This window comes from Microcoleus sp. SVA1B4 (assembly GCF_036700545.1).
Lineage (GTDB): Bacteria > Cyanobacteriota > Cyanobacteriia > Cyanobacteriales > Microcoleaceae > Microcoleus.
This window is the reverse complement of the sequence record NZ_JAUBPB010000020.1, coordinates 57,195-81,825: the sequence shown is the minus strand read 5'-3', so window position 1 is coordinate 81,825 and position 24,631 is coordinate 57,195. Positions and strand designations below refer to the sequence as shown.

Below are 24,631 nucleotides of genomic sequence, written 5' to 3'. Positions count from 1 at the left end.
GACTTTTGCAGGGCGGTTTCATTTTCTTGTAGGGGCAAACCCCCCGTGGTTGCCCCGATGCCTGAAATTCCCCTGAAATCATCTGTGGCTGGGGGCGGGCACGGGGAGTAGGGGTCGCACCGCCCCTACAAAATCCTGGTTTTCCGTAGCAATCCCCCCGTGGTTGCCCAGAAACAGCCCTGATGACTTTCGTCCTCACTACCAACAATATATTTAAGCAAATCCACCTAACTTTTGATGGTTTCCAAAGTTTTGAGTGCTTCTGCAACGTGTGCTTTGAAGTCTAACATGGAGTCAAAAATATGCTTGACAATGCCTTCTTTGTCAATGACATAAGTTACTCTACCGGGCATAATCCACAGTGTAGCTGGAACTCCGTATAATTGCCGAACTTTGTTGCCAGTATCGCTCAGCAGTGTAAAGGGTAGCTGATATTTGGCAGAAAATTGCTGGTGCGATTGTTGCGAATCTTCGCTAATTCCTATGACTTCTGCGCCTGCGTCTTTGAAGACTTCGTAGCTATCTCGAAAAGCGCAAGCTTGAGTCGTGCATCCGGGTGTGTCGTCTTTGGGGTAAAAGTAGACTATGACGTTTTTTTTACCTTTAAAATCTTTGAGGCTGACTGATGTGCCAGTTTGAGAGGGTAAGGTAAAATCGGGTGCGGTGTCTCCTACTTTGACGGTCATGTTTTTTTTAACTTAGTAGATCTGTTTGCGTGAAATTTTAACTTTTGTTATTGTACAGTTTTTTTGAGCAATTGTTCGCAGTTGCGATCGCCCGATTCGGGAGTATCTGAGATGTTGCACCATTCTCAATAAGCTTTTTATGAACAGGCAAGATGCCTGTTCCACAAAGAGTGAATTTTATTGTGGAACAGGCATCTTGGCTGTTAAGCGAGAATTGTGCAAGATGTGAGTTACTACAAAGTTATTTGTTATCTGCCTTTGGTTAAATTTTTTAATTCCCGCCAGATTGGAGGAAGTTGGCCGGAGTTTGTGCGGGGCTGGGTGAGGATTCCTTGAGTGGGACTGAACAGCAATGATAGCACAAATAATCCCGATGCAACTAAAACTATTGCGGGGCCAGAGGGTAAGTTATAAAAGTAGCTGAGATACATTCCGCTAATGCTGGAAATAACTCCGATTATTGCGCCTAAAATCATTACTTGGTGCAGGCGAGTAACTAGGAGATAGGCGGTACTTGCAGGTGTAATTAATAGGGACAAAACTAGCACTACGCCAACGGCTTTGAGGCTGGCAACTATTGTGAGGGCGATGAGTACCATCAGTCCGAAGTTGAGCAGGTTTACTGGCAAACCAGTGGCTTGTGCGCCTAATGGATCGAATGTGTAAAATAGCAGTTCTTTGTAAAAGACTACTACAACTAATAAGACTACGGCGACTATGACGGCTGTGTCGATCGCATCTTGGGCGGTAACGCCCAGGATGTTGCCGAAAAGAAAGTGGTTGAGGTCGATTTTGTTGTCTTTTTGGACGATCGTAATTAGGGTGATGCCCAGGGCGAAGAAGGCTGAAAATACGATGCCCATTGCGGCGTCTTCTTTGATTGTCGATCGAGCTTTGATCCAAGCTATGATTACTGTACTCAAAACTCCGGCAATGAAAGCGCCGAGAAAGATGTTTGCTCCGAGGATAAATGCGATCGCCAATCCGGGCAAAACCGAGTGGCTGATGGCGTCTCCGAGCAAGGCCAGCCGCTGTACCATTAGGTAGCTGCCGACGATCGCGCAGACGATGCCGACGAGAATGGCAATTATGAGCGATCGCTGCATGAATCCGTACTGCAACGGCTCAATTAAGGTTTGTATCATAAAATTATCAAATCACAGTTAACGAATGACTAACAATCAAAGCAACCGGGTTTAAGGGGAGATCGATCGTTGCCAAACCCAATATTACCCAAGAAACTGGGTTCAAAAGCGTAACTCGTAGATTAATGACTGCTAGCTAATTAAGCGGCTTGTCCGGCAAAGAACATTACTTGTCCGCCGTAGGCGCGGTAAAGGTTTTCTTTTGTTAGCACTTCTTGGCGGGAACCAGCGGCAATCAGTTCTGTATTTAGCAAAATTAAATCATCAAAATTGGTGATTGATTCGCCTAAGTCATGGTTAACTACTAAAACGATTTTCCCGGCATTTGCTAGCTGGTGGAAGATGTCGAAAATGATATTTTGAGTTTTTTGATCAACGCCGACAAACGGCTCGTCAAAGCAGAAAATAGCGGCTTCTTGGGCTAATGCTCTAGCTAGAAATACTCGCTGTTGCTGTCCGCCGGAAAGTTGTCCGATCGGTCTGTCTTTGTAAGCAGTCATGCCTACTCTTTCTAGGGCATCGGCAGCGGTGCGGCGGCTAGCTGCCGAGAAGCGGCGAAACCATCCGGCTTTTCTGACTCTTCCCATCATCACGACATCCCAAACGGTGGCGGGATAGTTCCAGTCAATTTGCGATCGCTGGGGCACGTAGGCTACTGTTTCGAGTCGATCGGCGATCGCTTCTTCGCCCCAGGTAACAGTGCCGCGATTTGCGGGAATTAAGCCCAACATTGCTTTGATTAGCGTGCTTTTGCCGGCACCGTTGGGGCCAATAATACCCGTCAGCCTTCCCGGTTTGACGGAAAGATTGATATCTCTGAGTGCCTCTACCGTGCGGTAGTTTACTGCTAAGTGCTTAACAGCGATAATTTCAGTGTCGGTAGCGCTGTCTTTGAGGTGGCAAACCATTTTAGGCCAAGGATTCTCGTTGGGGAAGGCGGCGGTATTCATGGGGGTGAGTCTATCTCCTTTTTATTAAGTTTACTGTAAAAATGAAAAGAATATGAAATCATCGGTAAATAGGAATAATCTGGAACGCACGAGAGGTAGATAATGGGACACTGCAAGCTCGAAACCCCTCAAACCATAGGTTTGGCGGCGAAAATCTCAAGTCGGTTAAAACTGATATCTTCCACCCTTCTCAATAACAGGCAAGATGCCTGTTCCACAAAGAGTGAGTTTTCTTATGGGGTGGGCATCCTGCCCGTCAAGAACGGGCAAGATGCCCGTTCCACAAAGAATGAGTTTTCTTGTGGAACAGGCATCTTGCCTGTTCCTAAGCAAGTTATTGAGAATGGTGTCAGATGTGAGTTAAAACTGATATCTTCCACCCTTCTCAAGAACGGGCAAGATGCCCGTTCCACAAAGAATGAGTTTTCTTGTGGCACAGGCATCTTGCCTGTTCCTAAGCAAGTTATTGAGAATGGTGTCAGATGTGAGTTAAAACCGACGGCAACAGTGAAGCAACTTGATAAAGGGGAGTTTAGCCGTGAGTCGGGGATTGAAACCGCCGGCCCTAGATTGGACAAGTCCAAGGTATTTTGGATTAGAACTATTGCCTGCGGCATTTTGACTGTGGGTTTATTTAGTTGCGCTCAAACCCAGACCAATAGCCTCTCTCCAGAGGCAGATGCTAAACCGAAGGTAGTTGCTACCAGCACAATTATTGAGGATTTGACCGATCGAGTAGCGGGCGACGAAATTCAGCTAACAGGAATTTTGCAGCCGGGAACCGATCCTCACGTTTACGAACCGGTGCCAAAAGATTCTCAAGCTTTAGAACAAGCTAACTTAATTTTGTATAACGGTTACAATTTGGAGCCGGGATTAATTAGGATGATGAATGCCGCCGGAATTAAGGCACGGAAATTAGCAGTGGGGGAAGTTGTCAAGCCTTTGCTATTGAATAAAGAAGGCAATACCGTACCCGATCCGCACGTTTGGGGAAATGTGGAAAATGCAGTTCAAATGGTGGAAGCGATTCGGGATGCGCTAATCGAACTGTCGCCGGAAGATCGGGAGAAGTTTACGCAGAATGCTGTGAAACTTACTGAAGAGTTAAAACGCTTGGATAGTTGGATCGAACAACAGATTAAAACTATTCCCGAAAATCAGCGCAAATTAGTCACAAGTCACGATGCTTTTCAATATTACAGCCGCGCCTACGGATTGGGAAGTCCTAACAGTTTGATCGGGATTAGTACCGAGGAACAGCCGAGCGCTCAAACGGTGCAAAAGTTAGTAGAATCGGTCAAAGCTGCGGGAGTTCCTGCTATTTTTGCCGAAACTACAATTAACCCGCAACTGATTAGGACAGTAGCGGAGGAAGCGGGGGTGAAATTGGCGGCGCAGCAACTTTATTCCGATTCGATTGGGGCACCCGGAAGCGAGGGCGATTCTTATGTGAAAATGATGTCGGCTAATACTCGCGCCATCGTCGAAGCTTTGGGGGGGAAATACACGCCGTTTGAAGTTAGCAAGTAGTAAGTATGGCGCGTCAATCGATTTTAGATTTTAGATTTTAGATTTTAGATTGAAGCCTTGACCCCACGGATAAATTGGGGGGCGTGTTTATCGGATACAGGTTTTCTATTTCTGGACGGATGAATCCGGGGGCTTGTATCCTGATGCTTTCGGTCATCCTTGATTCCCAATCTAAAATCTAAAATCTAAAATCTAAAATAGTCTGACGCACCTACAATTTTCAGTTTACCTGCTTCGACAAAATTAAATTGAGCACGTTCAATTCGTTGGAACTTAAAAGATATTTATCTGTAAAAATCTTTTCTCGACTTTGCTCTAAACTGTAGCTTCTAAACACGATAAATGGGAAATCTCGATACTTGTGTCCGATCGGCATTACACTGTCTACAGGGTAGATCGATCGCACATAAGCCGACAAAATATCCCGAAACCGCCTATCTTCCGGTTCTTCCAGCTTACTGTCAGCAAAATACTCCTGCATTTCCTCCCCGCTGACAAAAGCAAACAGCGGTATGGCATAATAGCGATCGAACTGCTGACTCTGCTCTTCAAAATACTGAGTTTTCTCCACATCGCCGTTGAGAAATTGCAAAAGCTCGATCGCACTTCCTCTGATCGCTGATCGTACATTCTCCGGGTACGACTCACTATCCCTGATTTGATACATTTTGTGCAGCAACTGATTATCTACACACTTCTGAATTTGTTCGCGTAGCCGCATCTGGTATGTTTCCAGCAAATTTTGCTTAGCTAGAGGTACGAGCAACAAACTACCGCAAACATGACCGAGTTCTAAATTATCATAGCTCAACAAACCATCAAGAGGATTGCACTTTTCCAAAAACTTACGATTAAAATCCTCCCGCATTTCCAGATAGGAATCGCCCTTTTGACGAGACTTATCCGAATTTTTCAAAAGAAACTCCCCGCGACCCAAAAGCTCTTCTAAACTCGTATAAACCTCCTTTAGCAACCTATTTCCTCGGATGCTTTCGCTCTTGAGCGTTTTAATTAGAGCCGCCATTTTGCTGCTAAAAGTATCCCCGACTGCGGAAACCGACTTACCGCCAATCGGAATCATCAAAAACTTATCCCTACCCAAATATCCATATCCCACAATCCGCGTCATCACCGCAGTCTTCAGAATTAGCAGTAAATTCAACAAACTCAACTTGCTTTCTTGTAAAGAAAGTTCCGCATCATCAGCGTAATAAACTGCTGTATCAGACAGATAAAAAACCAATTCCTTATCTTCACCATCAAGGGTTTTACCGTTGTCATATTCTCCGCGTCCCCGATAAATCACCTGTATGACTTCCATCAGATTTTTCTCAATCTGAAAGCGGGGAATATCTACTAAAATATGCTTAGTTTTCGGGAAAGATAAGCCGCGACTTCCCGATGCAGTCATAAAAATTACTTTAGCTGTATTTTTGCACTTTTGTATTTGCTCCTTCTCCTCTTCCGAGATATTCGCGTGGACTTCCAGATAATCGGTATAGCGATTAAATTCTCGCTCATTTTGGATTTTATCAATCAACTCCGCCAATCTTCGCTTATCCTGAATGTAGACGATAATTTGTTCAACTCCCGGTATTGCTAACCGCTGATTGATATCCTCAATTATTTGAGACTGTACCCGTTTTACCAAATCATAATTTAGTTTTAAAGAAATAGCTTCAGTGAACTTAACAGCTTCTACAAACACCTTGTAAGTTATCTCTAAACTGCTAGCCGGATAGGAATTCGTATTGATAAGTTTAGCAGCTAATCGTTTAAATTCAAAAGGAATAACTTGTAAAGGCGGGATTTCCTCAGAAGTTTTTGGGAGCTTTTTGAAATAGATTTTATCCGGTTCCGGCGAGGTATCATCGAGGTGTTGTTTAATCACATCCGGGTCAACTATCGAAGCATCGGCTACAATAATTTTAGTATTAAAACCGTGTTTTGGGTTGTGCAAGTCATATTTGTTAAGCAGCCTACCAATTCCATGCAAAAACTCAACGCCGCCGTCGTCTCCAGTAATTTCATCGATCATAATGAAAATGTGTTTGATGCGGCTGGAGATTTCTTGCATTTTAGGAGAAATGACTGCTTTTTCCCCCTTGTTGTAAGCATCTTGAAATATTTTCTCTAAATGCTGGAGAGTATTTTTTCCGGTTTCTGTCACCTTTAAAGACTGAATGGAAACGGTAGCCACGATATTGTTCGATGTTTTACGATTGATGAGCGAATATATTCCCTCACAAACGCTATTTAGCACTCCATGCTTTTTGCCTATCCTAGGTTTGATTACTGTTTCTCCCTTCCTTTGAAGTTGCGGATGGTGATATTCCTTCCGCTGCATTTCGGCCCTGTTGTTGATGAAGTGGACACTTTTTTGTTGAAAATTTTCGTGATGATTATTTGCCACGTAGTTGACGGTACATTGTCCAAAATTGCTGTCTATAGTATCGGAACTTGAGTTAATGCAAAATAAGCGATTGTCGCACAGCAAACCAGTCTTTTTGTCTCGAAATTTATCGATGATATCTAAGTTGACTTGCTTGCGGGGACTGACGTAAAAGAACAAGAAACCGTCGGTTATATGGGTTTTGAGGAAATCTGCGATCGCAGTTGTTTTCCCAATTCCCGGATTCCCCGTCAAAAAGATATAAGTTTCATCAGATTGCAGTGCTTTGACAATCAATTGAGCGTGAGCATTTCTCAGATGTAATCCGCGATCGATTTGCAAATCATCGGCCAGTTTATCTGATATAATATCTATGGAATTAACAAAATTATCGATCCGCTCTGTATTACGTACAGGTGTAGAACTTTTGCCAATCGTCAACAAATCGCTGACAAACTTTTTGCCATTTTGAAAACTGCGAGCTGCGTTGAGTTGAATCGTATCTAAAACATCGCCGCGAGCATCGTTAATCTCTTTATTTTTCGCTTCCTGCTGGTAGATTTTGGCACAATTCGCCAAGATGTCAATTTTATCACTGCGGAGGGAAATTGCGCTAATTGTGCGATCGCTATAACCGACAACATTCAACAACACCTCAGCACCATCAGGAATCATACCAGTCGTTTGCAGAAAACCGTAGAAGCTGTGAGCGTAGCTACCAGCCTGAATCAACTTAGCGCTTTCCTTATCCTTATACTTAAAAGCCGTAAAATAGCGGTTTAAACCCTCCGAAAAGTCAATACCTAAAGTGCTAGTATCGATTCGCAGATTAGAAAAAACACTTTTCGATCGCAAATAGCTAATTTCTCTGAGCAAAGACTTCCGCATCACCTCTATTTCGTTGAGATTATCGACTTTTTCCGAAGTCAACGGAGGAGTAAACACAGACAAATCAACGCACAGAATTCTAAAATCCTTACCATTTTGCAACAAAATCAGGGTATCAGCTTGCAAAAACTCGCCTTTTTTCTTGTAGCGGCGGATGTAGGAGTTAATCTCATCGTCTGAGAAATTTGGTTGCGCTGTTTCAAACTGAGATAATACCTTCTTAAACGCTTTAAAAACTTCTGTCTCATCGTCATTCTGGGTTCTAATACTGTTAGCACAACTCAAACTGCACTGAAAATACAAGATTTGCGATAACCTTAAAGTCCAGCCCGTAGATGTGAGGTACTCCCGGAAGAAATTCAACCCACCAATAAAGCCTTTTTGGAGAAAAAATAGACTCCACTTCTCAACAATTTTAGCATCCAAACTACCGAGGAGATTAGCTTCCCTAGTTATTTCCGCCATCATCTTTGGCAATTCTAGTTTCTGCAAATCGAGACGGTAGGAATCTCCGAAATTGTGAGCTATATTTTCACGCTGAATATACGCCAGAATCCCAATATTAAATCCCACCTCAAACAGCCGCCCAAAATCTTCACCAATCATGATTAATACCTCCATCATCCACATTCAAGACTTCTCTTACTTTATTCAAAAATGCCAGGGAATTAAAATCTGCACTACCGCCAGCATGACTAAATACAGACAAAGCACCCACCGATTCATCACCGATAATCTGCTCGTAGGGATCAAGTTTAAAACTCAGATTTTTCTTGCGAGCTTCATAGCGATAAAAGTGAAAGATTGTTAAATAATGTAGCAAAGTATCTTTAATTGCACCGTCGTAAATCAACCCTTGGTGAATGTCTTGGTCATCCAGAATACCTTCGTATATATGCAACAGCGTCGAGTAGGAAATCACACCGTTATAAAAGTTCTTTTCCTCCTTGACTTTAATTCCGTTAAACAAGTTTAAAAACATCACAGCTTGCTGACTGGTATCTGCAAACAAGCTTTCCAGCTCCATTGCATCCTGAATGTAAAAAGATTTTTCCCTATCGCCTAGGAAACTGCGGACATAGTATTTATCAAAAAACATCGGATAAATTTTGATATCTCGTCGCTCTCCCTTCAAAGTTCGGAGCAATTTTTTTGACATGAAAGACAATTCCTCATCTTCCTCAGTCTGAGTAATATGCAGCGTACTCATGTAAGGTGCTTGCGAAATATATGCGAAATTCCGATATCCTTGCTGATAAAGCTGACTCATTGCATCTTCAAGGATTAACGGCTCAGAATAAAGACGGCTGACACTGTAATTCTCGGAAAGTGTTTTCAGCATTTCGACTTGAATTGTACTGTCATCTAGACGATTGATTCCGACAATTTCTCCGATTAAGCTGGCTTGTCTTTGGAAGCGGTTTTGATTGCTTCTTTTCGCATCACTATCCCGGCTGGAAACGACAATAATTGCCAATTTATCCAACTCAGGAGCTAGCTGTACATCATTGAATCGAAACTTTTTAGGAAGGATTGAATACAGGGAACTCAAACCGTTACGAATTGTGTAACCATTGGGCGTTTTTCTAATCCGAAATCCTTGAGAAGTTGAGCGTTGTTTTTCACTCAAAATATGAGACAATGTTTTAGAAAGGTTAGCCATAAACACTTCTGACGGCGAAGGGTGATTGTGGTCGCCTTCGTGGAGCCTCACCATCGGAATAAACAAGTTGTCCGCAGCACTTTCGAGCAATATCCTCAGACAGATATAGGACAGCAGCAACATGGTAAACTTATACACAAAAATTGCTGCAGGTTGTAAACCTTTATCGCCGCAGTCTAGTCGTCTATCGTCATAGGGAAACACAACTAATTTGGTCTGAAAATGTTTTTCGTAGATTTCTCTAGAGCGAGGGGCTTTAGGTGCAGAAAGTACAGGCAAAACATCGACACCTTTGATATTATATTCCATGCTGAAATTTTGGCGTTCATCAGTTGGGAAATACCGGACATCTTCGATGCTGATATTGACGGGTAGCTGACAAATAGATTTTTCATCGACACTAGGTTCTTTGACGGTAATATAATGAAGCGTTTGCTTGTAATTTCGCTCCATAATGTCATTAAAAAATTTACCATTCGTCAAAATATTGTCAATATCTTCTACCAGACCTATTTTGAGGTTTACGTGTCGCGTTTCTGTGCGGGTTGGTAAAATTGTTTGACGCTCCAGAAAGCCTTTTAGCATTCTTCTCAGATGCGTAATTTTGTGTTTTATGTTAAACTGATTAAGCCCTTTAATAAAGTTGCGAAAAAGCTCTTTTTTTTGCTCATCGTTAGAACCTTGCAAAACGGGCAAGACTCTTTGTTCAAATAGGGTTCTAGGCTGATGATTTAGTTCAGATTCCGGGTCGTAATTTTGTGCTAGTGGGTCATTGCGGGAAGCCAGCACAAAATAGTAGAGCAATGCTATTTTTAACAGTTTGCGGACGAAGGTTTCGGGATGATAATCCTCATCAAATTCTGCTTGATGTTCTTCACTGTCGGGATTTAGCAGGTTCAGATAATACTCAAATACATCTTTTCCACCGCGCGCTTGAACTGAGTTATCAAATTTGATTTTGAGGCCAAAGATAAACTTACGCTCGTTACGAGAATTGTCCGTACTTTCTCCCAAGTAACCTGATACAATGGGAATAATTGGCAGTGCATCTAAAAATTCGGATCGGGCAAATATCTCTCGATAATTAACTCGAACACCAGCATAATTAACTTCGTACTCGCCATCGGATTTAGTTGGGTCGTTGATGTATTCTTCTATCAATCTGATGCGGCGAATCAAGTCTTCTAAATAGATGATGCCTACAGTATCTTTGCTGCTAGCGCGGATGTGTTCTAGCAGGTATTCCAAGTAGGTTATTTTAGCTTCTTTTTGAATTTTGCCGAGAGTTTCTTTGTCTACGAGTCGGATTAATTTGTGAAAATCCGAGTCAGGATTTTTAACCATCTCATCAAGACGGTGGTTAAGGTCTTCTTTCTCACTGCTAGTCTCGGCATTTTCATTGATATAATTTTGTAAACCCTGCTTGAGTTCTTGTTCAAAAATATCCGTATTTCGGACGGTAACGGTCAATTTGTGCAATTTTAAAGCTGCATGGCTTCCAGTACCTCGGCTTTCCAAAGTTAGCCTTTCTTTTTCTAAAGAAGGGTGGCGGGTGCCAAAATCGTATTTAAAGCCTAACTCTTGGCCGCTTCCCCGAAAAGATGGTGAGTCTAAGGGACTAATCAAATTAGCGACAAACCTTTCAATCGAGGTATTTTGAGGAAGTTTAAATTCTAGTTGGTGCCGCAAACACTGTTGAATCTGCCTAATTTCACTGCCAAAATGCTCTTCTATTTCCGGCGGAAAATTAACAGTGGCAGAATCTGCTTGGCGTTCAAAAGAACCCAAGGGTTGCCGCACTTGCTTGTTGGAAACATCGGCAGCAATGGCATCAATATCAATTAGCAAGCGGCGGCTGTCTTCTGATACGCTAAACGGATTTTTAGTCTGCAATGTTTCTAAAATCTTGTCCAGCAAATCGCCATAGTCCACTGGAACTAAATCGCTGTCATCCAATCTTAAGATGTTCACCCTGTTAACCCCTTCAAAAAGCTTGAATCCACTCTTTCACGTCGTACTCAGTCCAAACCCCATTTACCCAATAAGGATCGGATTCCACCAATTGTCGCACGGCCGCCTCATCTTCCGCTTCGTAAATTGCAAAAACTTTTGTTAAATCTTTTGTTGGCCCGATCGTACTTAACACGCCCGATTCCTTCTGCTTAGCCAATCCAGCCAAATGAGCGTCTCGAAACGGAGCGCGTTTTTCTAGAACGTCTTCGCAGTAACTTCCCCACATCACATATTTGGTCATATTTTTTAGCCTTAGATGAATTTGTTTAAAAGTTATTGTACAATAAGAGTAAGAGGATTTAACTAAAATTTTAAGAATAAGATTAATGAACCGCAGAGGGCGCAGAGGGCGCAGAGGAAGAGGGGAAAGAGAGAGGTTTGTTGGAGAGGAGGAGAAATTTATTACTTAAATGGTTGGGGAGATGTTGCGGCCATTGGTGTTAATTTAACGCTTTTTCCCTGAGTCCGGCAGGGGTTGAAACCCCCGTTTCAAAGCTGAAGTCCTCTCAAGAGGACTGAAGAGTTCATTAGTTAGCAATTATGCACTTTAGACGGCCTCGTAGCAAAAATTTGAGATTCTTCGCTTTGCTCAAAATGGCAAATTTACCTTGTAATCCGTAAGTCTTGTTAGTCCTCTTGAGAGGACTTTAGCTTTGAGCCAGGGAATTCATTCCCTGGCGGTTTCCATTGGTGAGTAGCGGCCTCTTTAGCTTCTCAAACTAACGCCGAATTTCTCAACTAAAACATCGCGCACTTTTTGTTGTGCCGGTTCGACATCGGTTTCGCTCAAAGTTCGATCGCCCGCGCGGTAAATTAACCGAAAAGCCAAACTCCGCTGTCCCGCCGGTACGTTGTCGCCCCGATATTCGTCAAACAATTCCACCGAATCCAGCAAACTACCCGCGGCCTTTTTCATCGCACTCTGCATATCTACAACCGGAACTTCAACCGGTGCGAAAAATGCAATGTCTCTGTCAGAAGCGGGGAAACTCGAATAACCAGCGAATTTGCGAGTTAAGTTGCTCGATCGCCCTAACTCACCCAACAGCACGGCTAAATCTAATTGAAACACGTAAACCTGCTCAGGCAAATCCTTTTCTTGCTGCAATTGTGGGTGCAACTGTCCAAAAACTCCTAAATGTTTCCCGTTTAACGATAACGCAGCCGTGCGGCCCGGATGCAAGCGTGTATTCGAGGAATCGCTTTGATATTCCACCGACAAACCCAACTCCTGAAACGCGCTTTCTAAAACCCCCTTAGCTTCAAACCAAGTCAAAGGTCGATCGCGCCCTCCTTGCTGCCATTTCCACACAGTCGGATCGCCGCCGATAATCCCCGCCACTGCATCGGCTTCCTTCATTGCATCCCCATCTTTCCAGAAAATGCGGCCGACTTCAAAACCGTTTAGTGCGCCATTTCCCTGTTCCAAATTGTACTGAAAAGCATCAATCAAACCCGACAGCATTTCTGTCCGCAAAGCTGAATACTCCACAAACAGCGGATTCGCCAGCACCACCTGATTATCCCCCTCAGTTTTCACCAAAGAATAGTGCATCAACTCCGTCAAACCAGCCGCCCGAAAAGCCGATCGCACATTCCGAATTGCCGCGTATTCTGGTGACAAATAACCTGGTTCCGTTTTGCTGGGCAAAGTATCGCAGAAATTGTCATAACCGTGGAGTCTGGCAACTTCTTCAATTAAATCGATTTCCCTTTCTAAATCGCGGTAGCGGTAAGGAGGAACAGTTATCGCAAACACCCGTTCTTTTTCCGTTGGAACAACTTCGCATCCCAAAGCTGTGAGAATATTTTTCACCTCTTCCGGTTCCAGATATTTAGAACCGCCCGTTTGTCCTCTTTTCAACTGCCCCAAAACCAGATTTACTCGGTCTAAACGCAATTCGAGCGATCGCGAAAAACTCAAATCCTCGCCCGAACTCGCCGTTTTCTGCACCGTCGCCGTGCCTCCAGCCAACTCCAAAATCAGGGCAACAGCGCGGTTGCAAGCCGTCGTCAAAGCCGCCTGATTCACCCCCCGCTCGTAGCGGATCGATGCCTCGCTCCGCAGGCCTTGAGCGCGCGCAGAACGGCGAATCGTTGCCTGGTCAAAAATCGCTGCTTCCAGGACTAAATTTTGCGTTCCTTCGTGAACTTCCGTATCTTCGCCACCCATTACCCCAGCTAAGGCAACAGGTTTGTCGCTAGCAGTAATTAACAGATTTTGTGCTTGCAAATTGCGGTTTTGTCCGTCCAAGGTTTTGAAGGATTCCCCTGTTTTGGCAAAGCGGACGCCGATGCTGATATCTTGAGTACCAGTGAAAGATTGCAGGCGATCGCGATCGAAAGCGTGCAGCGGTTGTCCCCATTCCAATAAAATGTAATTAGTCACGTCAACCACATTATTAATTGGCCGCACTCCCGCCGCCTGCAACCGCTGCTGCAACCAAGCTGGAGAAGCAGCAATTTTCACACATTCAATTGCCGTGCCGATGTAAATCGGGCATCCTTGCGGTTCGGATATTTCTACTGCCAAACCAGGAGTTTCTTTGCCCTCAATCGCCACACCATTCGCTTCGGGAATTCTCAAACTCGCGCCAGTCAGCGCCGCCACTTCCCGCGCTACACCCACCATGCTCAAAGCGTCAGCACGGTTGGCAGTTGCTGTCAAGTCTAAAATCACATCATCTAAACCCAAAAGTGGGCGAATATCGCTGCCCAATTCGGGATTTTCTAACTCAAAAATGTGAATGCCGGCTGACTCTTTAGATAGTCCCAATTCTGCCAGAGAGCAAATCATTCCTTCGGAAGGAACGCCCCGCAATTTAGCAGGTTTAATCTTTAAATCAATAGTCGATAAATAAGTTCCGACAACAGCGACAGGCACGTAAATGTCTGCCCTAGCGTTGGGTGCACCGCAAACAATATTCAAAGCTTCTGAAGAGCCGACATCGACTTGACAAACTCTCAATTTGTCTGCATTCGGATGCTGTTCGCAGGCGATGATTTTGCCCAAAACTACGCCGCTTGCCCACGGCCGGCGGTCTTCGATTTCTTCAACTTCAAAGCCTGCCATTGTCAGGGTTTCGGCTAATTCTTCCGGCGATATCGCCACATCCACCAATTCCTGCAGCCACTTTAGAGAAATACGCATAATTTAGTCAGTAGTTAGTTGTCAGTGCTCTGTAGTTATTAGTCATTAGTCGGCGCCGACGGGCTACGACTTTTGAGTCCCAGAATTTATTCGGGAAAGCTTTTCATAGCATACAAATTCAATTTTGTCAAGACTGTTATGGTACACATCAGCAAAAACTAGGGATCTGCCCAAAGGTCGATGGCTACTGGGGGATGAGTAGCATTCTTATTCAGAGAATGAGGTATGCTAGATACATCTAACAACGCAAAAAGCACTTAAGTTTAGAAAGACTTTACACAAAAAAGCACAACTTTAGCAAGTCTTTAAACTATCTTCAAGGATAATCAACCGAAAACACTCAAACCAGCGAGATAATCAAAATAGGGAAAAGATATTGGCTTAAAAGACTTAGGTGCAATTCCAATTCGCGATCGAAGGCACGGTTTGCCGAAAACTGATAGATTAGTATGTCTACCAGAAGCAGGAACCAGCTATTTGTGCAGTCGAGCGACGCTGACAAGATCAGAACAACATAGGCAAACTCAATCAATATGAGCTACTGCGTAAATCCGGGCTGTCCCCATCCTCAAAACCCTGCTGACTCTATTCTCCAGTGTCAGACGTGCGGTGCGCGGTTATTGCTGCGCGCTCGCTACCGAGTTATTGAACCGTTAGGACAAGGAGGTTTTGGAGCTACATTTCTGGCAAAAGACATCTCATTGCCCGGTCAACCGAGTTGTGTAGTCAAGCAACTGCGACCCAGTAGTTCGTCGCCGCGAGTTTTAGAAATGGCGCGGGAATTATTTAAGCGAGAGGCAAAAACCCTGGGTCAACTGGGCGACCACCCGCAAGTACCGAGGCTGCTAGACTATTTTGAAACGGAACAGCAATTTTACTTAGTTCAAGAGTATGTTAAAGGCTCGACTTTGAAACAAGAAGTCAAGCACTCAGGCCGTTTCAACGAATCGGATGTTAAAAATTTTCTATTAGAAATTCTGCCAGTAGTGCAATATATCCACAGCCAAGGAGTAATTCACCGAGACATCAAACCCGCAAATATTATTCGCCGAGTTCAAGACGGGCACTTAGTTCTGATTGATTTCGGAGCGGTAAAAGACCAAGTTAGCCAAACAATATTATTAGACCCCGCCGACCAAAGCGCCAACACGAAATTTTCAGTCGGCACATTTAGTTTTGCTCCGCCGGAACAAATGGCGCTGCGGCCGATATTTGCCAGCGACATCTACGCGGTGGGGATGACTTGCTTGTACTTGTTGACAGGAAAGTCGCCCAAGGATTTAGATTTTGATGGAGTAACCGGCGAAATTGTTTGGCAGCCCCACGTTCAGGTAAGCGCATATTTTGCGCGGATTCTCGAAAAAATGCTGAAGCCGATGGTTGGCCACCGCTTCCAATCGGCAGCAGATGTCCTCAGAGCTCTCTCTGGCGAATTTGAAGACCCAAGTCTTGTCGATGGCTTGGCAACTCAATTCAACGGCTCTTCTCGTACTGTTGAAGAACCGACAATATTTAATGACGAGGGTTCTTCGTGGTCACCGCCGAGGAGTAAAATTAATCAAGATTTACGATCGAACCACACTCGCGCTGGTAGAACTTCCTTCGGCCAATCTGGGAACACAGGGATGCAGCCCCGAGTTTCCCGGACTCTGGCTGAGTCAGGCAGAACTTTTGGAACGGTTGGACATTCTAGCGGCAATTTAGCAGCGTCAAAGGTATCGAAAGTTGCTCCTAAGTGGGACACCAACAGCTTGCGAGCGGCATATTTTAAAGGCAAGCGCGATTTTGCTGACTGCGAACTGTCTGGCCTGCAACTGCAAAAATTGCAGTTAGCGGGAAGTAATTTTTATCAGGCTAGGTTGGTGAAGGCAAATTTGCAAGCAGCGGATTTGTCGGGGGCGAATTTGGGTCACGCCCGGTTAATTCAGGCGAATTTGCGAGATGCTAATTTGACTGAGGCTTATTGCAGCACTGCCAATTTTGAAGGGGCGGATTTCCGAGGTGCTGACTTGACGGGGGCTTATTTGACTAAGGCGAATTTGCGGGGAGCAAATTTGTGCGGGGCGAATCTTACCAACGCTACAGTTTCTGACGAACAACTGGCAATGGCAAAGACCAATTGGCTTACTGTTAAGCCGGATGGTAAGCGGACTTTTGGATTTTAAGAAGTCATGAGTCATCAGTCATCAGTCATTAGTCATTAGTCAGAAGAGGGAAGATAAAAAATGCTCCCACTCTCCCACTCTCCCACTCTCCCACTCTCCCACTCTCCCCCTCTCCCACTCTCCCTCTCTCCCCCTCTCCCCTACTTCCCACTCCCCCAGTCAGGTGAGTCGTCAGGAGGAAGTTCGATCGCCGATCGGCCGCCTAAATTAAAAACTAGGAATGGAGGATTCGATCGCACCTAAACATGAAACTGCTCAACCGCCGCACTCGAACGCTTCTGTACACCGGCATCCTGGCGCTGGCCTACTTTGTTACCGGAAAACTCGCAGCGTCGATGCTGGGACTGGTGAAAGCCGAAGCCTCCCCCGTGTGGCCGCCCGCCGGTATTGCTCTAGCGGCACTGCTACTGCAAGGGCGACGGATGTGGCCGGGAATTGTCCTCGGTTCAGTGCTGTTAAACTCTACCGGCGGTGTACCGTCGGCTGTCATTGCCACATCGGCCTTTAGCGTCACCCTGCAAGCGCTGGCTGGAGAGGCTTTGCTGACTTGGAGCGGATTTTCTACTAAACTCGATCGACTGCGAGATGTTCTGGCTTTAGTAGCGGGCGCTGTCATCGGGTCTACTTTACTAGGCTCTATCCTCGGCAACTTGGGTACGTGCATTTTTGGTTGGGCTCAGTGGAGCAATTTCTCTCGCAACTGGTGGACTACGTGGCTGGGAGACGGTATGGGAATTTTGATTGTGACGCCTGTGCTCCTGACTTTGAACCACGCGGTTAACAGTTTTAAATTTCCACTCAAACTGAGATGTTTCATTATTCTCAATTACTTGTTTAGGAACAGGCAAGATGCCTGTTCCACAAGAGATGAATTTTCTTGTGGAACAGGCATCTTGCCTGTCCTTGATAATGGTGTAAAATGTGAGATAAAACCTGGGATTATTTCAAGTTTAAAAACATTTTTTAACTGGGACAGTTACCCATCACAAGTTACAAATTATCCCAGGAGATTTTCGGCAAAGTCAAACCGCTATAATCTTCTATTTTTAATTGTTAATTATTCCGAAATCGCGCTCTGGCTGACTCTCTTGCTGAGCGTGAGCTGGCTGTTTTTTTGCTCAAAAACACAAGCGGCGATCGCTCTGTATCCGCTGGAGTATCTGCCTTTTCCTCTGATAGTTTGGGCCGCTCTGCGGTTTCAACCGGCAGGAGCGATTTTTGCTTATTCGATCGTCTCTTACATCGCGATTTGGGGAGCAGTACAGGGAGGCGGCCCGTTTTTGGCCAAAAGCGATAATCTCAAACAGGCGGTTTTATTTTTACAAGCTTTTACCGGTACGATCGCCCTTGTGGCTCTGATGTTGGCCGCCGCCGTAGCAGAACGCCAGCAAGCGCTGGTGGAGGTGCGCCGCACGGCGGCCCGGCTGCGCGATCGCGAAGCTAGTTTAGCCAACGCTCAGCGCATCGCTCAGTTGGGAAATTGGGATTTAAATTGCGCCGCCCTCACAGCAACTTACAACTGCCAAGAATCCGCAGAACATCATATATCCCATATCGAATTGCGGTGGTCAAACGAACTTTACCGCCTCTTGGGTTTTGCTCCTGGAACTGTCAAACCGACACCATCCGTTTTTTTGCAAGCTGTACATCCAGAAGACAGAGAATTGGTGGCGCGATCGCAGCGCCAAGCTATGTTGGAACGCCAAGCCTATTGCATTAACTACCGAATTGTGCTGCCAGATGGCTCCGAACGCACTGTCTGCGAACAGTCGGCAATTGAGTCAGGGGCGATCGCCGCCACAGTCCAAGACGTTACCGAACGCCACCGCGCGGAAACCGCTTTGCGGGCGTCCTCCGATCGCGATCGCTTGCTCTCAGAAATCGCCCTGCGAATTCGCAACTCCCTCGACCTCGAAGAAATTCTCAACACTACTGTTGCCGAAGTCCGGCAATTTTTCAAGGCAGACCGCGCTTTCATCGGTATTGTGGACACGGACGGGGTAAATCTTCCTAGCCCGGTGTACGGTAAGGTTGTGGCTGAGTCTGTGGGAGGCCAATGCCGTTCTCTTTTGGGGTGGGTACTCGCTGACGAGAATCAGCTAGAAAACCAGAAAACTTTTTATGCTAACAACCGCGTCCGAGCTATCTCCGATACTGCTAGCGTTCAACAGAGCGTTCCAATTGCCCAATTGTACAGCGATTATCAAATTAGAGCGACGTTAAATGTGCCGATCTTCCTGGGGGATGAATTGTTCGGGATCTTGGCCGTCAACCAGTGTTCCGGGCCCCGCCAGTGGCAGGAATTTGAAATTGATTTGTTGGAAAAACTCGCTACCCAAGTGGCGATCGCCCTACAGCAAGCCCAACTTTTGCAGCAGGTAAAAGCTCTCAATGCCAACTTGGAATCTCAAGTGGAGGAACGCACCCGCCAACTACAGCAAAAAATGCACGAGTTGCAAGAAAGCAACCGCCTGAAAGACCTATTTTTGCACGCAGTTTCTCACAATCTCCGCACTCCTGTTATGGGAATGTTAATACTGCTGAAAAATTTGCTCAACAAATCGCCCTCTGACTCTCTACAAGATGTTCCGGTTTCTCGATCGATTTTGCAGCGCATCGTTCAGGCCAGCGAACACCAGTTGACTATGGTTAATACCCTGCTCGACGCTCACGCTAGCGAGGTGAAAGGGATTGTTCTCCATACTGTACCGCTGCATTTGCCGTCTTTAGCTTCAGCCATTGTTGCCGATTTAGAACCGATGCTGGCCAAAAATCAAGCAACTTTGACGTTTGAAATTCCGGCGGATTTGCCACAAGTCAATGCCGATCGCCAACACTTGCAGCGGGTGCTAGAAAATCTGTTGACTAATGCTATTAAACACAATCCTCCGGGAGTCAATATAACTTTTAAAGCCGAGGTAATTGAAGTTGAAACAGCGCTAAGTTATGAAGAAAATTCCCAGGCTTTAACATCTCCAACTACTCAGATTGCCCGCTGTATCGCTAACCGGATACCTGCTGCGGGCGATCTGAGTAGGATGGGCGAAACCACCCAGAAAAATCAGGAAACCCTGGCCAAATTCAACCTCGACGGCAGTTGCAAAATGCCCCGCTATCAGGGCCAAATTGGCAATATCGGCAGCAAATTGCCAGGTGTCACCGTAAAAATGGTTCGCTGTACTGTAACAGATAATGGAGTGGGAATCAGCGCCAAACAGCGGGAATCTTTGTTTGAACTTTACGTTCAAGACCCTAATAGCCGACAATTAACAGGGCTGGGTTTGGGCTTGTACCTCTCCAAGCAAATTATCAAAGCTCACGGCGGCTCGATCGGCGTCGAAAGCACTCCCGGCGGTGGTTCGACTTTCTGGTTTTCGCTACCTGTTGTCAACTCGGACGATCGATCTTTCTCAATCTAAAATCTAAAATCTAAAATCTAAAATGGTATGAACTCTTTGGGCAAGGCAAAATCTGTTCAGGCGTTAACGGTTTACGAGGTGTGGCGCGATCGCTTCCTCCGAGATCGCCTGCGCCCTGCTGTCGGAATTGCCATCTTTTTTGCTTTCAGCATAACGGTCTATTTTATGGGCGAAAGATTCTTCGCTCGCCAGGAGTTTGAAAGTGTTTATTTGTACACGAGCGCTGCTGTAGAGTTGGGTTTGTTGACCTGTTTTGTGTTGCAAAAAACCTCCTTCGGACAGCGCTATCCCGGTTTGCTATTTTTGGGTTTTTCGTGGTCGCTGACGGTGGTTGTACAGATTGGGCTAGCTGTCGCACAAGCTGGGGAATTACCAATTTTTACCTGGAGTTTAGCGTTTCTCATCCAAGCTACGCTGATGCCCGTCCGCTGGCGCCTCCACCTAATTTCTCAACTCGGCGTTTTGTTTTGCCACGTCGGGATAAATTTGGTTTTAAATCTAAGTTTTGCTAAGTATACTCCTTTTAAGTTGACCGGGTTTTACTTATATTTGTTTTGGTTTTGTTTGATTTGCGATTTGTCGGTTTATTGGTACGAATGTCTGCAACGGAAAGAGTTTAGTACCAGGCGTGAGTTGGAATCTGCTTACCAGCAGTTGGAGGTGGCGGAGGCGAAGTACCGCAGCATTTTTGAGAATGCGGGCGAGGGGATTTTTCAAAGCACTCCCGATGGTCGTTATATTACTGCCAATCCAGCTTTGGCGCGGATTTACGGCTGCGATTCCCCGGAAGAAGTGACGACAAAGTTTACTGATATTGAGCGGCAGTTGTACGTCGATCCGGCTCGCAGAAATGAGTTTTTGCGATCGATCGAGGAAAGCGGCACAGTATCGGATTTTGAATCTAAAATTTACCGCTGTGACGGCAGTATTGTCTGGATTTCCGAGAAGGCGCGGGCGGTACGGGACAGCAGCGGCGCCCTGCTTTATTATGAGGGTTTAATTGAGGATATCACGCAGCGCAAACAAGCACAAGAATCGCTACGGCTGTTTATCCACGCTCTTTCTCACGACTTGCGAAACCCGGTAGCGGGAATGTTAATGGTACTGAAAAATTGGCAAACGAAAACCGGGGATTCGATCGCAATTCCCCGTTCTATTTTGGAGCGGATGATTCAAGGTAGCGAGCAGCAATTGCGCTTGATAAATTCGCTGTTGGAAGTTCACGCCGGGGAATTGCGCGGTTTGGTTTTGCACTGCGAATCGGTTGACTTGAAAGCGATAGTTGAAGCGGCTGCGACAGATTTGGAACCTTTAATGAATGAGGGTAAAGCTACTTTTAAAAATTTAGTACCGGATGATTTGCCAGCCGTGAATGCGGACAAAACTCAGTTGTGGCGTGTGTTCTCTAATTTAATAGCTAATGCTTTGAAACACAATTTTCCGGGACTGAATTTAACTGTTTCTGCTCAAGTAATCAATGCGGAAAAATTAACTATAAATCAAAGCACAGCAAAACAAAACATCGACAAATTACCGATTACTAATCCACAATCCCCCATTACCAATTCCCAATCCCCAATCCCCAATCCCGGAAGTAGGATGATTTACTGTACCGTGAAAGATGACGGGGCGGGAATATTGCCGGAACAGTGCGAACATCTTTTTGACCTTTACGTTAGGGGTTATGAATCCCGACACTCCGTCGGTTTGGGTTTGGGTCTATATCTTTGTCGGCAAATTATTGGTGCTCACGGCGGCCAAATTGGGGTAATTAGCACTCCCGGTGCTGGGGCAAGTTTTTGGTTTACTTTGCCGCTGGCTGAGAATTTTAGGTAATTTTTTGGTATTTTAAATTACATTTAATCTAGCAATTGTGCCAAATATTTAGAACGTTATTAATTGCTGAAACCATTGCCAAATATGCTTCTTCGTTCTGCAGTGGCTATACTTGTGTTGTGCCGTCGCAGGTTCTTTTTGAGTGGTTCAAGCCAAATCTATCGCTCGGAATATTTCGATCGGACTATTGATATTAATTTAAAACCGTGGTATAGTTACCGAAATGTTTTTAAATAAAAAATAAATTTCCGATCTTCACATTTTCTTTAGAAACATCATTTAATCTAGAAAATCTCTAAAACTAGATAAAAAATATGCAATTTATGTTTATCGAGCAAAGCTCTGAAAATACAGCTAAGTACGACTCAGCTAAGTACGACTCAGCTAAGTACGACTCAGCTAAATATAACGAGCGGTCGTTCTCAACTTTAATTCGGACTCTCCGTCTTTCCCAAGGTTACTTTTCTTTCGTTTTAGTCAACTGCAACTCGCTGGCTTTGCGGCAGCAAATAGTCGATCGACTGCAAGTAAATTGTCCCGTGAAACCGCGACAACTGTTTTTGCCCAAATCGGCGACAACTCTCTACACGACAATCGCAGCAGAAATAGACGGGGAACAGCCTCCAGCTTTAATGCTCCTCGGTTTGGAATCAGTGGAGCCGATCGATCGATTGCTCGTTTCTACCAACCTATTATGCAGCGAATTCAGCAAAACATTTTCGTTTCCTCTCGTCTTTTGGGTGACGGATGAGCTCCTGAGAAAAATCATTCGCACCGCCCCAGATTTATACAATCGGATGACGACAATTAGATTCATCAGTAATTAGTAATCAGCCCATCGATTTTAGATTTTAGATTTTAGATTTTAGATTTTAGGTTTTTAACCGTCAACAGTCAATAGATTTTAGATTTTAGATTTTAGATTTTAGATTTTTAACAGTCAACTGTCAACTGTCAACTCTCAACAGTCAACAGTTAAATTCCGCTTCCCACATCTGGACTAATTCTCGCGCCGCCGCAGTTCCCTCAGCAGGAAAACTTGCCAAAAAGTCTTTATCAGCCCCCACGTCGTAAGGCCCTTCCTTAAACTCCAAAATCACAGTATCCTGTGTCAAAGCTACTAACGTGTGAATAGTGCCCTCTGGCAGTTCGACAGCGCGAGTTGGGCCCGCCGCGCTGACTCGCAACGATCGCAGGATTTGACCGTTTTCGTTCAAAATAACAATACCGACTTCTCCTTGAATCACCACAAAAAACTCAAAACCGTTAAAAGCAGGCGGGCGCAGGTGTTGGTGAGGGCGGACGTAAGTGCCCGGTTGCAGCACGTTGACAAACCGCTGCACTTTTTCAGACAAATCATGGAAATTATAATTTTGTCGCTGGCGGGGACTGCGGCGGGAGGAAGCGGCAACTTCGTCTAGCAATTCTTGCGTCAGCAATTTGATCGGAGGGGACTGCACAACAGATATCCTGTATTTAATAGTTTTTGAACAAATGGGCTAGTCTGGGATCATCGTTATCAGCATCTCTTGACACATGGAAATCGCAACTCAGGTGCGTATCACTAAGGCAATGCGTTTGTCAAGTATCTTTAGAAAAAGTATTAGCCCGATCGCCCTTTTGACTATTCTAGTCTGCGCCAATACCGTTTTTGCGTCTGAACCGACGGCGGCACTGTTGGTTCAGCAGCAATTCTCACAGCAGCAACTTAAAGAAGAAATTCGCGATCGAGTTCAAGAAGAAGTTGACATTGCCTTCGGGCGCACGGCGGTACTGCTTAACGGGCTGGTAATTGCCCTAACTTTGTTTCCGGCAGCAGCCGGAGTCGGGGTTTGGTTTCTGTTGAGCAAATTGTCCAAGCAGACAACAATTGCTCGCCAAGAAATTGAAAGTCTCCATTACGATACAATCTCTCAATTAAAACTATTAATTTCCGACGCTGAAACTATCTTAGGCGAAATTCAACACCAAAATCACTCGGCCGAGGCAGAAACAGACCTTTTATTCCCCGATGCCCAAATTCAAGAATTTGCTCCGGTTAACTATGGCAATTACCAACAGCTATTGACGGCCGCCGACTATGCTAAACAGGGAGATGCTTGTTTCTTTGAAAACCGTTATCAAGATGCGATCGCAGCTTACGATCAGGCTTTGCAAATTCAGCCGGATTTAGCCGATACTTGGAATAACCGGGGAGTAGTGCTCACAAGAATGCAGCGGTATCCAGAGGCGATCGCCTCCTACGAACAAGCTACTACAATTCGTCCGAATTATCCCGACGCTTGGAACAATCGAGGCGTGGTATTGTTGGAGTTGCAGAAGTACCAGGAGGCGATCGGCTGTTACGAACAAGCAATTCAAGCCAAACCCGATTACGCCGATGCTTGGAACAACCGAGGCGTTGCTTTTTCCAAAATGCAGGAGTACGAACAAGCAGTAATTTCTTACAATCAAGCCCTACAAATTAAAAATGATTATACTGACGCTTGGAACAATCGAGGCGTTGCACTCTCCAAATTGCAACAATACGAAGCGGCGATCGCTTCCTACGACAATGCTGCTAAAATCCGACCTGATTTTTACAGAATTTGGTACAACAAAGCCCGATGTTATGCGCTACAAGGTAAAATTGAATTAGCAATTGAAAATTTAAAGCGGGCCCTCAATCTCAATCCGAATGTGTGTAAAGAGTTGGCAAAAAGTGAAGCTGATTTGGAGAAGATTCGCGAACACGACGCATTCAAGCAGTTGATAAGTTAATAGCTGTAATTCTAGGCTGCGTGACCACAA

The 24,631-nt window shown here is 45.1% G+C and carries 14 protein-coding genes; 6 read left to right on the top strand and 8 right to left on the bottom strand.

Annotation, left to right across the window (positions count from 1 at the left end):
- Positions 1–227 precede the first annotated feature (227 nt).
- The 3 genes from QT987_RS12175 to QT987_RS12165 form a co-directional block, all read right to left on the bottom strand.
- Complete coding sequence (locus QT987_RS12175) at positions 228–686, bottom strand: peroxiredoxin (protein WP_333240128.1); 459 nt, start codon at positions 684–686, stop codon at positions 228–230.
- A gap of 248 nt (positions 687–934) precedes the next feature.
- Entirely contained in the window at positions 935–1,831 is an 897-nt protein-coding gene (locus QT987_RS12170) for a metal ABC transporter permease (protein ID WP_333240126.1), read from the bottom strand.
- A 140-nt stretch (positions 1,832–1,971) separates the two neighbouring features.
- The gene (locus tag QT987_RS12165; RefSeq protein ID WP_445299704.1) at positions 1,972–2,781 is read right to left on the bottom strand and encodes a metal ABC transporter ATP-binding protein; all 810 of its coding nucleotides are present in this window, start codon (positions 2,779–2,781) and stop codon (positions 1,972–1,974) included.
- Between the two features lie 102 nt (positions 2,782–2,883).
- On the opposite strand from QT987_RS12165, the gene QT987_RS29930 reads away from it, so the two are divergent.
- Positions 2,884–4,314, top strand: a complete 1,431-nt coding sequence (locus QT987_RS29930; RefSeq protein WP_445299705.1) for a metal ABC transporter substrate-binding protein — start codon at positions 2,884–2,886, stop codon at positions 4,312–4,314.
- Positions 4,315–4,534: 220 nt separating this feature from the next.
- Here QT987_RS29930 and QT987_RS12155 read toward each other — a convergent pair whose 3' ends face one another.
- The 4 genes from QT987_RS12155 to pheT all read right to left on the bottom strand — a co-directional run bounded on the left by QT987_RS12155 (position 4,535) and on the right by pheT (position 14,421).
- Complete coding sequence (locus QT987_RS12155; RefSeq protein ID WP_333240124.1) at positions 4,535–8,200, bottom strand: helicase-related protein; 3,666 nt, start codon at positions 8,198–8,200, stop codon at positions 4,535–4,537.
- A complete protein-coding gene (locus QT987_RS12150; protein ID WP_333240122.1) occupies positions 8,190–11,228 on the bottom strand; it encodes a hypothetical protein in 3,039 nt (1,012 codons plus the stop codon). Before QT987_RS12150 ends, QT987_RS12155 begins: the two co-directional genes overlap by 11 nt.
- 13 nt (positions 11,229–11,241) lie before the next feature.
- Positions 11,242–11,511, bottom strand: coding sequence for a YciI family protein (locus QT987_RS12145; RefSeq protein WP_333053901.1), 270 nt, complete (start codon positions 11,509–11,511; stop codon positions 11,242–11,244).
- A 465-nt stretch (positions 11,512–11,976) separates the two neighbouring features.
- Positions 11,977–14,421 (bottom strand): phenylalanine--tRNA ligase subunit beta, encoded by a 2,445-nt coding sequence (gene pheT, locus QT987_RS12140; RefSeq protein ID WP_333240119.1) that lies wholly within the window; start codon positions 14,419–14,421, stop codon positions 11,977–11,979.
- Between the two features lie 533 nt (positions 14,422–14,954).
- On the opposite strand from pheT, the gene QT987_RS12135 reads away from it, so the two are divergent.
- The 4 genes from QT987_RS12135 (at position 14,955) to QT987_RS12120 (ending at position 22,668) form a co-directional block, all read left to right on the top strand.
- Positions 14,955–16,586, top strand: coding sequence for a serine/threonine-protein kinase (locus QT987_RS12135; protein ID WP_333240117.1), 1,632 nt, complete (start codon positions 14,955–14,957; stop codon positions 16,584–16,586).
- Between the two features lie 245 nt (positions 16,587–16,831).
- Complete coding sequence (locus tag QT987_RS12130; protein ID WP_333240115.1) at positions 16,832–20,005, top strand: MASE1 domain-containing protein; 3,174 nt, start codon at positions 16,832–16,834, stop codon at positions 20,003–20,005.
- Between the two features lie 27 nt (positions 20,006–20,032).
- The gene (locus tag QT987_RS12125) at positions 20,033–21,841 is read left to right on the top strand and encodes a PAS domain-containing sensor histidine kinase (RefSeq protein ID WP_333240113.1); all 1,809 of its coding nucleotides are present in this window, start codon (positions 20,033–20,035) and stop codon (positions 21,839–21,841) included.
- Positions 21,842–22,155: 314 nt separating this feature from the next.
- Positions 22,156–22,668: a hypothetical protein gene (locus QT987_RS12120; RefSeq protein ID WP_333240111.1), complete on the top strand. Its 513-nt coding sequence runs from the start codon at positions 22,156–22,158 to the stop codon at positions 22,666–22,668.
- A gap of 141 nt (positions 22,669–22,809) precedes the next feature.
- On the opposite strand, the gene QT987_RS12115 is transcribed toward QT987_RS12120, so the two are convergent.
- Positions 22,810–23,301, bottom strand: a complete 492-nt coding sequence (locus QT987_RS12115) for a WbuC family cupin fold metalloprotein (RefSeq protein WP_333240109.1) — start codon at positions 23,299–23,301, stop codon at positions 22,810–22,812.
- A gap of 76 nt (positions 23,302–23,377) precedes the next feature.
- On the opposite strand from QT987_RS12115, the gene QT987_RS12110 reads away from it, so the two are divergent.
- A complete protein-coding gene (locus QT987_RS12110) occupies positions 23,378–24,601 on the top strand; it encodes a tetratricopeptide repeat protein (protein ID WP_333240107.1) in 1,224 nt (407 codons plus the stop codon).
- The last annotated feature ends 30 nt before the right edge of the window (positions 24,602–24,631 follow it).

Excerpts from the sequence above, each read along its gene's own strand:
- QT987_RS12175 (WP_333240128.1), bottom strand. The coding sequence starts at position 686 with ATGACCGTCAAAGTAGGAGACACCGCACCCGATTTTACCTTACCCTCT.
- QT987_RS12170 (WP_333240126.1), bottom strand. The coding sequence starts at position 1,831 with ATGATACAAACCTTAATTGAGCCGTTGCAGTACGGATTCATGCAGCGA.
- QT987_RS12165 (WP_445299704.1), bottom strand. The coding sequence starts at position 2,781 with ATGAATACCGCCGCCTTCCCCAACGAGAATCCTTGGCCTAAAATGGTT.
- QT987_RS29930 (WP_445299705.1), top strand. The coding sequence starts at position 2,884 with ATGGGACACTGCAAGCTCGAAACCCCTCAAACCATAGGTTTGGCGGCG.
- QT987_RS12155 (WP_333240124.1), bottom strand. The coding sequence starts at position 8,200 with ATGATTGGTGAAGATTTTGGGCGGCTGTTTGAGGTGGGATTTAATATT.
- QT987_RS12145 (WP_333053901.1), bottom strand. The coding sequence starts at position 11,511 with ATGACCAAATATGTGATGTGGGGAAGTTACTGCGAAGACGTTCTAGAA.
- pheT (WP_333240119.1), bottom strand. The coding sequence starts at position 14,421 with ATGCGTATTTCTCTAAAGTGGCTGCAGGAATTGGTGGATGTGGCGATA.
- QT987_RS12135 (WP_333240117.1), top strand. The coding sequence starts at position 14,955 with ATGAGCTACTGCGTAAATCCGGGCTGTCCCCATCCTCAAAACCCTGCT.
- QT987_RS12130 (WP_333240115.1), top strand. The coding sequence starts at position 16,832 with ATGAAACTGCTCAACCGCCGCACTCGAACGCTTCTGTACACCGGCATC.
- QT987_RS12125 (WP_333240113.1), top strand. The coding sequence starts at position 20,033 with ATGAACTCTTTGGGCAAGGCAAAATCTGTTCAGGCGTTAACGGTTTAC.
- QT987_RS12120 (WP_333240111.1), top strand. The coding sequence starts at position 22,156 with ATGCAATTTATGTTTATCGAGCAAAGCTCTGAAAATACAGCTAAGTAC.
- QT987_RS12110 (WP_333240107.1), top strand. The coding sequence starts at position 23,378 with ATGGAAATCGCAACTCAGGTGCGTATCACTAAGGCAATGCGTTTGTCA.